The sequence below is a fragment of the Streptomyces sp. NPDC057428 genome (assembly GCF_042803195.1).
GTDB lineage: Bacteria > Actinomycetota > Actinomycetes > Streptomycetales > Streptomycetaceae > Streptomyces.
In genome coordinates this window covers 1-9546 of record NZ_JBHVCT010000139.1, presented here as the reverse complement: position 1 = coordinate 9546, position 9546 = coordinate 1, and the positions used below count along the sequence as shown (strand labels likewise).

The 9546-nt window shown below is 67.8% G+C and carries 6 protein-coding genes; 2 read left to right on the top strand and 4 right to left on the bottom strand.

What is annotated here, in order from left to right; genetic code table 11:
* Window positions 1-142: 142 nt before the first annotated feature.
* Window positions 143-784, bottom strand: coding sequence for a hypothetical protein (locus ACFU5K_RS29995; protein WP_384067278.1), 642 nt, complete (start codon window positions 782-784; stop codon window positions 143-145).
* A 425-nt stretch (window positions 785-1209) separates the two neighbouring features.
* Between ACFU5K_RS29995 and ACFU5K_RS29990 the strand changes: the two genes are divergently transcribed.
* Window positions 1210-1761, top strand: coding sequence for a hypothetical protein (locus ACFU5K_RS29990; RefSeq protein ID WP_384067275.1), 552 nt, complete (start codon window positions 1210-1212; stop codon window positions 1759-1761).
* A 796-nt stretch (window positions 1762-2557) separates the two neighbouring features.
* Here ACFU5K_RS29990 and ACFU5K_RS29985 read toward each other — a convergent pair.
* The gene (locus ACFU5K_RS29985; RefSeq protein ID WP_384067272.1) at window positions 2558-2821 is read right to left on the bottom strand and encodes a hypothetical protein; all 264 of its coding nucleotides are present in this window, start codon (window positions 2819-2821) and stop codon (window positions 2558-2560) included.
* A gap of 222 nt (window positions 2822-3043) precedes the next feature.
* Between ACFU5K_RS29985 and ACFU5K_RS29980 the strand changes: the two genes are divergently transcribed.
* Window positions 3044-4054 (top strand): recombinase family protein, encoded by a 1011-nt coding sequence (locus ACFU5K_RS29980; RefSeq protein WP_384067268.1) that lies wholly within the window; start codon window positions 3044-3046, stop codon window positions 4052-4054.
* Window positions 4055-4166: 112 nt separating this feature from the next.
* Here ACFU5K_RS29980 and ACFU5K_RS29975 read toward each other — a convergent pair whose 3' ends face one another.
* Together ACFU5K_RS29975 and ACFU5K_RS29970 are read right to left on the bottom strand one after the other, a co-directional pair.
* Window positions 4167-4457 carry a hypothetical protein gene (locus ACFU5K_RS29975; protein WP_384067265.1) on the bottom strand — a complete coding sequence of 97 codons (291 nt, stop codon included), beginning with the start codon at window positions 4455-4457 and terminating at the stop codon, window positions 4167-4169.
* A 2-nt stretch (window positions 4458-4459) separates the two neighbouring features.
* The gene (locus ACFU5K_RS29970; protein ID WP_384067281.1) at window positions 4460-9451 is read right to left on the bottom strand and encodes a DNRLRE domain-containing protein; all 4992 of its coding nucleotides are present in this window, start codon (window positions 9449-9451) and stop codon (window positions 4460-4462) included.
* Between the last annotated feature and the right edge of the window lie 95 nt (window positions 9452-9546).

Below are 9546 nucleotides of genomic sequence, written 5' to 3'. Positions count from 1 at the left end.
TCTCCGCCACCGCACTCAACGTGGTCCGGCTCGACGCCTGGTGGACCACCGACCCACTACGCAAACCCCGCACCAGCAGACTCGAACGCCTCAGCTACCGACTCGCCACCTGACGAATTCAGCAACGGAGTCGGAGGGGCCTTCAAAGCCCAGCGGCTTGCTCTTTCGGTTGCCAGTCCGCCTCGGGCCAGCCGTACTCCACGAACCCGTCGGGAACCTGCCCACAGGGGGCGTAGACGCTGATGAACAGAGTCGTGGTCGAGTCGTTCCACTGAACGTCGACATGGTCGCCGCCTTCCGGGTTTTCGAATCGGAAGCCCAGCTGGCGGAAGGTTGCCCCTGCACGGTCGCCTTCGTGGGTGAGTCTCCAACCCTGCTGCACCAGCCGGTGGCGCACGCGCCGCTGTGCGGCTCGGGCGGTGGCTTCGGGGACGTCGGGCACGCTCCAATCGAGTCCAAAGCTGCGGACGTCGCTTCGTGCCTCGTCAATATGGGCGATGCTTCTCAGCCCGCGGTAGTAGCAGGCGCCGGTATCGACCCTGCCCGAGCCCGCGGCGTGCTTTTCGGGCAGCGCGAAGCCGTCGTACACCCCGTCGGACCGGTCCTTGAGCCGTTTTGCGACCGCGTCGGGGGCGGCCGACGGATACGGCGCGCCGTTCCACACGAAGTTCCCCGCCACCACGGCAGCGACTGACAGCGCCACGATCACGAGCCCTGTGACGGCATACAGGACGGGCCGCCCGGAGGCCCGGACTCTACGTATACGTACAGGGGTCTTGAACATGCATATGACGGTAGGCGTCAGCATTGCGCGACGCATGAGTAGCAGTACCCAGGAGAGTTCTGGAGCGCTCACAAAGTCGGGTGCCGAAGCGACTGAAGGGGTAGCGCCGAGGTAAGCCCAAAAGGGGCCACGGAATGATCTTGAAGTCCCGAGGGGCCTGGGATCACGGCTCTGGTGAGTCAGGGGTCCCAGTAGTTCTCGCCGAAAAAACAACGCTAAGCGGATGGGGCGTCCCTGAGCTGGGGTGACGTAGATCGAGAGCCGTACCGTGATGGTGAGGGCACCCCATCCCCCTCGTCGCGCGCCGCGCCACCGTGTGTGCCCTGCACGCCACACACCGGCGCCTGGTCTTCAGCCTCCTCGGCCATGCGCTGCGCCTCGGCGAACTCCGGCCCCCCGAACCCGCCGACCACTAGGCTTGATCCATGACCTCCGACGAGTCCACGCCCTACCCGGAACCCTCGCCGGAGGACATACAGGCTGACCCGACGCCAGGAGACAGCGACGAGGAAAAGTCCCTGCACCGGCGCATCGTTGACGGATGGAACGGCCTCGGGGTCGCTGGCAAACTGGGTGTGGCCGCTGCGGTGGCCGGAACCATCGTCCTCGTCGCCGCCGCCCTCCTCTCCAGCACCGACGAGACCGAGACCGAATACAACCCCGACCAGTTCGACGACAGCACCGGCCCAGAACCCGTCACCCGCATGTACACCAACCATGCAGGTGGCTACTACGTGTGCAGTCATACGGGGTGCAGCAAGAAGATCAACCACATCTATATGACCGATCACGACTGCTGCGGCCGGTGCTCGCGCGGCAGAGACTGTATGAAAGCCGCGGCGAGCGAATACGACGGTCCCGGCGGCTTCCCTCACACCTACTTCGAGGGGCTCCTGTACCCCGGCGTCTGCACGGTCTGCGGCGAAGGACCCGAAGGCCACCGGTCAGGCGATCCGAATCGCTGGCCGGACCGCTAGGGAAGCACTGAGCCTCGCGCGCAGAGCATCAGCCGCCGATACTGAGGCCCTGCGCCCGCATCTCGCCAATAGCGGTAATCACGGCCCTGGACGCGATGGTCTGCCGGTCATGCTCGACGTCCAGGCACAGCCCATCGTCTGAGGCATCCCCCAGTAGGGGCGTGACCCAGATAAGCGCAGAGGCCGCCAGTTCTTGATCTTGAGCCTCTGAAGTGCCGCTCACCGACGGCGGCCAAGGCTACGGAAGGCCCGTCACGCGCTGCCGCTCGAGGAGCGGCTGGAGGCGAGGGCCGCAAGCATCGAGGTGAAGTGGGCGATGCCCGCCCCGGGTGTCTGGGCCGACGAGGTCAAGGCGGCGCAGCGGGGCCCGGTTGACGCGGATCGCTGTGGTGGAGGTCGTCCGCGAGATCACGGGGTCCGAGTAGGAAAGGACCAGGAAACCGGTGTTGCTGTCAGAAATTTTGACAGGTCGTGATCCGGGCCATGTGTGCGGGGCGCGGACGGAGAATCGCCTCCCGCCCAGGGGGTCTGCGCGTACACCGCGTCATGCGTGCGGCAGCCTCGGGCCACAGGCGTCACACACGCTCATTCTCATAAATGAACGTCTGTGAGAGTTCCGCGAGAGACCCGGAAGCGATCACGTTTCCCCAGGTCGCCGTTCGCAAAAGCCCTCTCGAAACTCGCATGTTGTGCGAGGCGCTTCTGAGAGACTGCCGTTGTCCGGTGCCACTGAACGTTGACCGTTTGCCACTGAAGATGGACCGGTGACGCTCGGCCCCACTCTTTCAGGCTGTGCCTAGGAAGCGTCGTGCTCCGCCTGGACCCAGGCCAACTGTGCGTCGCTCAGCGTGGGATCGAACCCTTCCGGGAACAGCAGCATTCGCGGCTGCGGCCACATGTTCTCCGGCCCGTGCTCCTGGCAGTTCAAGGCGATGAGGTGCGGCCCTTCCCCACAGGACTCGTGCTGGTAGGGGCGGTCATGCGCCTGGCAGATATACCCGAATACGGCACAGTCGTCATCGTCAGCTGGTTCGTAGCAGCCGGGATCACTGATGACCACGGTTACCGGCTCCTGCCGGTTGAACCGAGGGATGGGCCGGGGATCACGCCATAGCAGTCGAGGAGGAAGCACACGCCCATCCTGCACCGCGATCGACCATGCGGATCAATCGCCTGCCGGGCAACATCGCCGAACGCTGGCGCTGCGGCCCTGCAAGCCGAGTCCCACGCGGTCAAACTTCAGTGGCAAACGGTCAAGGTTCAGTGGCACCGGACAGCCGTCATGGATCTCACGCCCGATCAGGCCGCATTGGCGGTAGAACGTCACGACTGTCCGAACTGTGACGCGCCGGCCGGCAGCGCCTGCCGCACCCGGGGCGGTAAGACCGCCGCGAAGTACCACACCCCGCGCTTCGTGCTCGTCCCCGCGCTCCGCGAGGAACTCGAAATCCTGGTCCCCGCCGACCGCCTCCCCGGCCGCGCGTGGAAGCAGGGAGCGGCGCTCGCCATCGTGCCCGCGCCCCGCACCGAGCGGCCGGTCCGGATCGGGTACGCCCGCACGTCGACCGCCCGGCAGGAACTGGCGAGCCAGCTCGAAGCCCTCCACCGGGCGGAGTGCCACAAGATCTTCTCCGAGCAGATCAGCACACGCATCAGGGTCCGGCCCGAGTTGGAGAAGGCGCTCGCGCTGGCCCGCCAGTTCAAGGAGGCCGCGCCCGAGACCCAGGTCATCTTCACCGTCCACGAGCTCAAGCGCCTCGCGCGCAACGCCGCCGAGCTGATGACGTTGTCCGCCGAGCTCCAGGCCGGCGGCATCCAGCTCGAACTCCTCACGGGCCCGCTCACCGGCATCTACGACCCCAACGGCATGGGTGCCATGTTCTTCGCCGTCCTCGCCGTGGCCGGGCAGATCGAGCGCAACTACATCCGGGAGAAGACCCTCGAAGGCCAGGTCATCGCCGCCTCCAAGGGCAACCACGGCGGGCGCCCGAAGGTCATCGACGACGACATGCTCACCTTCGCCGTCGCTCTCAAGGACAAGGGCGTCCCCGTCCCCGAGATTGCGAAGAAACTCACCATCAAGGTCGGTAAGAACGCGGGCAAGAACCCTTCGGTCGCCTCGCTCTACCGGGCCCTGGCCGAAGCCGAGAACGCTGCGGCGGACGACGCCCTGCCGCTGCGGCCCAAGCCCGTCCGCATCCGTCTGCCAGAAGACCCACTCACTCCCGAGGAGATCGACCTCCGCGAACGCCTCCAGTCCCAGCCCCACCCGAACACGGGGAACCTCAGCTAACGACCGTGATCAAGTGCTCAGCGTTACTGGCTGTTCCGTTGGTCCCCACGGCCGGAGACGCGGGAGGGCGCCTCCCCTGTGGGGGAGGCGCCCTGAGTGCCGTGCAGGACCGCTATTGACCGCGGGTCCTTCTGAGACCCAGCAGTAGTGCCGCCGCCGAGACGAGCAGCAGCGCGACGCGGGCGTCGATCGCGGCGGAGCCGAGCCGGGTCACCCCGCTGCGCAGCGCCGGCAGTTGGGTGACGCAGAAGACGCCGAGGCCGAGCGCCCACGCGCCGAACAGCCGGGGCCGGTCGACGTGCCGCAGAAAGGACGGCGCCCATCCGGAGAGGACGGAGACACAGCCCGCCAGGATGAGGACGCACCCTGCGGCGAAGGCGGTGTAGTCAACAACCCTGTTCACATTCACTCCCTGCTCACGTTGGGGTAGCCGAACCTGATCTTGAGCTTCACTCCCCGGTGCGGATTTTTGTACAGCGTCGACTGGAGCTTGGCGCTGAGCCACCAGTAGTAGGCGGAGACGACCCCACCGAGCGCGGCGGCCAGCGCGCCCACGCCCGTCGCCCAGGCGTAGACGCCGATCATCGCGGCGATCACCGCGGTCATCCCCGCGCGCTCGTTAAACCGGTTGACCACCCCCCAGCCCCGGGCGTTGGTCATGTCCATCTCGTAGCCCCACCAGTGCCAACCGTGCTTGTTGTAATTGTGCTTGCTGAGACCGGTGAGGTCGAGACAGGTGACCGGGTTGCCGGAGCAGTAGTCGTAGGCGTTGGAGTTGCCACCGTAGACCGCATCCCGGCTCAGGAAGCGGCCGGTCGTGGGGTCGTAGAGCCGGACGCCCATGAGCGTGTAGCCGCTGAGCGTGTCGCCCGAGCGGTGGTAGGCGCCCAGCCAGTCGTACCCGGTGCCCTCCGGGGAGTCGGCAAGCACGTTGCCGTACTCGTCGTAGTGCCGCACGGTGGTGGCCACCAACGTGTCCAGCGGCTGTTGCACGGTGATGTTGCCGTGCAGGTCGGACAGCTGGAGTACCACCCCGCCGGACGCCGTGGTGGTCGCGGCGAGCGACCCGGTGAGGTCGTGCACGTAACGGGCGACGGTGCCGCCGGTCACACTCCACGCCGGGCTGTCCGACAAGTCGCCGTAGTGGTTGGTCGTGGTGGTGCCGGTGCTCCAGGTGCCGTCCGTGCCCTGGGTCTGGGCCGTCTGCACGGCGAGGCGTCCGGCTGCGTCCAGGGCCCAGGCGGTGCGGCTGGTCCCGACGTTCTCGGAGGCGACCAGGTCGTTGGTGTAGTACGCCAGCGCCGTGCTGCCGTCGGTCTTGGTGCGGCCGAAGGCGTCGTAGGCGTAGCCGCTGTTCACCAGGCGGTCGGCCGTGTCGTAGGTGTACGACGTCGTGGTCGTGGTGGCGTCGTCGTCGGTACTGCTGCAGTTGTCGGACGTGTTCGTCAGCGCCGTGCGGTTGCCGTTCGCGTCGAAGGTGTACGCACGGGTCGTGCACCCGGTCGTGGTGATGTCCGCAGCCTGGGTGAGGCGGCCGGCGTTGTTGTAGGTGTAGGCGGACTGGACGGTGGTGCCGTCGCTCTGCGTGTGGCCGGCCCGGTAGCCGTCGACCGTGTAGCCGGCGGTGTCGGAGGCGACCGTGGTGCCGTCGGACGCGGTGTAGGAGCGGTCCGTGACCTGTCCCGCCGGGTCCGTGTCCACGGTCAGCGCGTAACTGCCGGGCAGGGTCTCGGAGGTCAGGGTGCCGTCGGCGTCGTAGGTGCCGGTGAAGGTGCCCGCGACCGAGTCGGTCAGGGTCTTGAGGTCACCGGCGGTGTCGTAGGCGTACGTCACCGTGGACGGGGCCGAGTCGGTGCGCCTGACCGGGCGGTCCAGGATGTCGTACGCGGTGGTGGTGTTGTTGCCCGAGCCGTCGTCGTAGGACATCTGGCGGCCCAGGTCGTCGTAGTGGTAGGTGGTGGTCTGGTCGTTGGAGGACTGGGTGGCGAGCTGCCCGTTGTCCTCGTCGTAGGTTGTCGTGGTGGCTGGGGTGCCCGTGCCCGTGCCGCCGGTGACAGCCTTCTTGGTGACGCGGCCTGCGGCGTCCACCGTGGTGGTGGTCGTTCGGGTCACGCCGCTCGCGGTCTCGGCCTTGGTGGCGCCCTGGCCCCAGCGGTCGTAGGTGTAGACCGTGGTGACGGCGTCGGACGGGTTGCTGCCGCCACCGCTGATCGACGCCGCGGGAACGGTCCGGCACAGCATGCCGTCCCACTCCACGGAAGCGCAGGTGCCCGTGGCGGTCGCGCTGTAGTAGGTGTGGTTCAGCGTGTCTGCGTCTGAGCCCGACGAGCCCGTGGTGCGGGTGCTGGCCACCCGGCCGGCGCTGTCGTAGGTGGCGACGACGTCGGTGCCGCCCGTGGCTGACTTCTGCTGACCGGTTGACCAGTCGTAGGTGTAGGTCACCGTGCTGGTGTCGGCGTCGGCGGCGTAGCCCGGGATCGCCGCGCCGGCCACCTTGGAGGTGAGCAGACCGGAGACCGCCGCGTCACTGGGCCGGTTCTCGTCGTAGGTGAACGCGGTGTGGGTGCGGGCCAGGACCACCGAGCCGGCGGCCAGAGTGGACTCGCCGGTGGAGCCGGTCAGTTCCTTGGCGAGGGTCACTTGGTACAGCGGCCCGTAGGTCTCGGTGACGCGTGTACCGTCGGCCGAGTACTCCGAGACGGTGGCCAACTGCTGGGCGCGGTCAGCCGTGGACACGTCGGCGAGGCCCAGCTGGGTCAGCTCGTCGGAGGAACTGCTCAGCGCCAGCGCGCGATTGGCGGCGGTAAGCTGGTCGGTGGTGTTACCGAACACGTCATGCTCGGTGGTGGTGATGCCCCCGCCGGGGCTCGCGGTGTTGGTCTCCTCCCCGCCTGCGTCGATGTAGGTGACGGTGGCCCGGCCGTACGAGGACGACGTCAGGTCGCTGCCGGTGCTGGAAGACGGGACGGAGTCGACCGGGAATACAGCCGTGGCGTCCGTCGGTGGCTCGCTCTGCGCCCAGGTGGCGACCGTGGCGGAGTCCATCTGGTACGGGGCCGTGGAACCGGACAGCGGCACGTCGTAGACGACCATGGTGGTGGCCGTGCCAGCCGTGGTGTCCGTGGTGCCCGCGGCCAGGGCCGGGCGGGACGCCTTGAGGAGCATGCCCTCCCCCGCGGTGAGCGCGGAGCCCGCCTTGCCGTAGGTGAACGTCCACGGCAGTTCACCCGCGGGGGTGAGGGTGGCGACGTGACCGTCGGCGTCGTAGGTGTACTGCGTCTTCAGCGCGGGGCTGATCCGCGGGTCCCAGACCTGGGTCAGATGCCCGGAGGCGTTGTACGCGTAGGCGGCGACGGTCTCGGCGGTGGCGGCGGAGGCACTCGGGGTGGTGGCCCACAGTCGGATCGCCTTGACCTGGCCTTGGTAGTCACCGGGCACGCTCGAGGTCGCCGTGGTGGAGTCAGCGTAGACGAACTCCAGGACCCGGCAGCCCTTGGCGGTCGGAGTGGCCTGGCAGATGGCCGCCTTGACCGCGCCGGTCGGCGAGATCACGTACTTCGGGCGGGCCAGCGTGGAGCTGCCGGAGACGACCGTCTCCGAGGCGACCGTGACCGTGCTGTCGTCGACCGCCGAGGCGGACGAGGACAGCGTCCAGGTCGTCGCCGTGACCGCGGCCTTTGTGAACACCGTGGTGTCGGCATCGGTGTCGGTGAGCGTGAACGTCGAACCGGTCAGACTGCCCGTCAGCGTCAGATCGGCGGAGTCGTCCTGCGGCTTCCAGCCGCCGCCGGACTTCGCGGTGAAGGCGACCGAGCCGCCGTCGCCGGTCAGCAGTTCGACCGAGGTGGCGGAGGTCTTGCGGAGCTGCGTGTAGTCGCTCGAGTCAGCCGAGACCGACGAGGTCCAGCTCGGCCCAAAGATCTGGGCCTGGCCCTCGGTGTCGTTGTCGTTGGCGCGCGAGGAGAAGGTGCGCCCTGCTGTCACCGCGAAGGCGGAGGCATCTGTATTGGATAGGGAGAAGTCGCCCGTGAGAAGGTTTACGCTGCCTGGCCCCACGTCGGTGGTGGGGGCCTTGCCTGCGTCGCGGTCGACCGTGACGGTGTTCGAGGGGGAGTTGTCACTGGTGGTGCCGTCGGTGAACACCGCCCGCACGTCCACCGCGCCGTCCTCCACCAGCGTGCTGGTGATGTTCCAGGTCAGTGCGGCCGGAACGCCGCCCGGTGCGCTCAGCGGCCACGCACCGACCGGCGCTCCGCCGGCGGCGACAGTGACATCGGTGGTAGGCACATTGTGCCAGGTGGTGTCGGCCTCACCCCGCCGGTACTGGTAAGTGACCCCGCTCTCAGTCGGCTTGCCCTGACCGGCCAGAGTCACCCGACGTGCTGGAGTGTCCCCGTCAGCCGGGCTGGTCAGCGCAGCCCCGGAGCCGGCGTAGAAGACATATGTCGTCAGCGCCGACACGTTCCCGGCCTTGTCGTGGGTGGTGCTGCTCACGGTGTGCTTGCCCGCGCGGAAGGTAATCGCGTCCGTCACCTTCGCGCCGGTGGTGGGCAGGGTGTGCGGGGCTGCGCCGTCCAGGGTCCACACCACGGAGGCCGCGTCGGTGGCGGGAGGTGTGAAGGTGAAGTCGGCGGAGAAGTCGCCCATGTCGTCCGGGGTGCCAGACCATACCCCTGCCGGAAAATCGGTCGAGGAGATGGCGGGCGATGCCGGCTTGGTGGTGTCGACGGTCAGGGTGTTCCATGCAGGCCAGGTTTTGCTTCCGTCGGTTGCGTCGCGGGCCAGCGCGCGCCATTTGTAGGTCCCTGCCGGCAGGGCGGGGGTGGTGTAGGAGCCGGTGGAACCCGAGGCCACCTGCGCGGAGTCACCGTTGGCGATCATCGTGGTCGCCGCGGAGTTCCACACCTCGAAGTGCATGGTCAGCTTGCCGCCGTCAGCATCGGTTGCCTTGGCCTGCAGCGTCGGAGTGGTGTCGTTCGTCGCCGCTCCGGTCGTCGGGGCTACCAGGGTGGCCTGGCCGGGGTAGGAGTTGTAGTTGACCACCAGTTTAGGAGCGAACCCTGCGGTGGTGTAGTTGGCGGAGCGGAAGCGGCGCCAGGTGGTGGAGTCTTTCTCGTCCGTGCTGTTGACCTGGACACCGTAGTTGGCGGTGCCGTCGGCCCATGCCTGAACGATGCTGGTCAACGTCCAGTTCGACCAGTTGGCCGGACAGGAGGCGTCGTATCCCCAGTGTCCGGTGTTGTTCGCCGCGCCTGTCGCCGTGGTGGAGGGGCGGGTGGCCCAGGTGACGGTGGTGGTGTCCAGGGGGGTGGTGATCCGCCGCACTTCGGTCGCCGGCCCGGTGGTGGCACAGGTGGCCGAGTAGTAGGAGTACAGCGACATAGTGGCCGAGGTGATGTCCTGCGTTCCGCGTAATTCGGCTGGTCTAGAGGGTCCGATGCGGCGAAGTGCCTGGTCAGCGGGTTCGGTGATGCTGCATGGGCCGAAAGTGA

Excerpts from the sequence above, each read along its gene's own strand:
- ACFU5K_RS29995 (WP_384067278.1), bottom strand. The coding sequence starts at position 784 with ATGTTCAAGACCCCTGTACGTATACGTAGAGTCCGGGCCTCCGGGCGG.
- ACFU5K_RS29990 (WP_384067275.1), top strand. The coding sequence starts at position 1,210 with ATGACCTCCGACGAGTCCACGCCCTACCCGGAACCCTCGCCGGAGGAC.
- ACFU5K_RS29980 (WP_384067268.1), top strand. The coding sequence starts at position 3,044 with ATGGATCTCACGCCCGATCAGGCCGCATTGGCGGTAGAACGTCACGAC.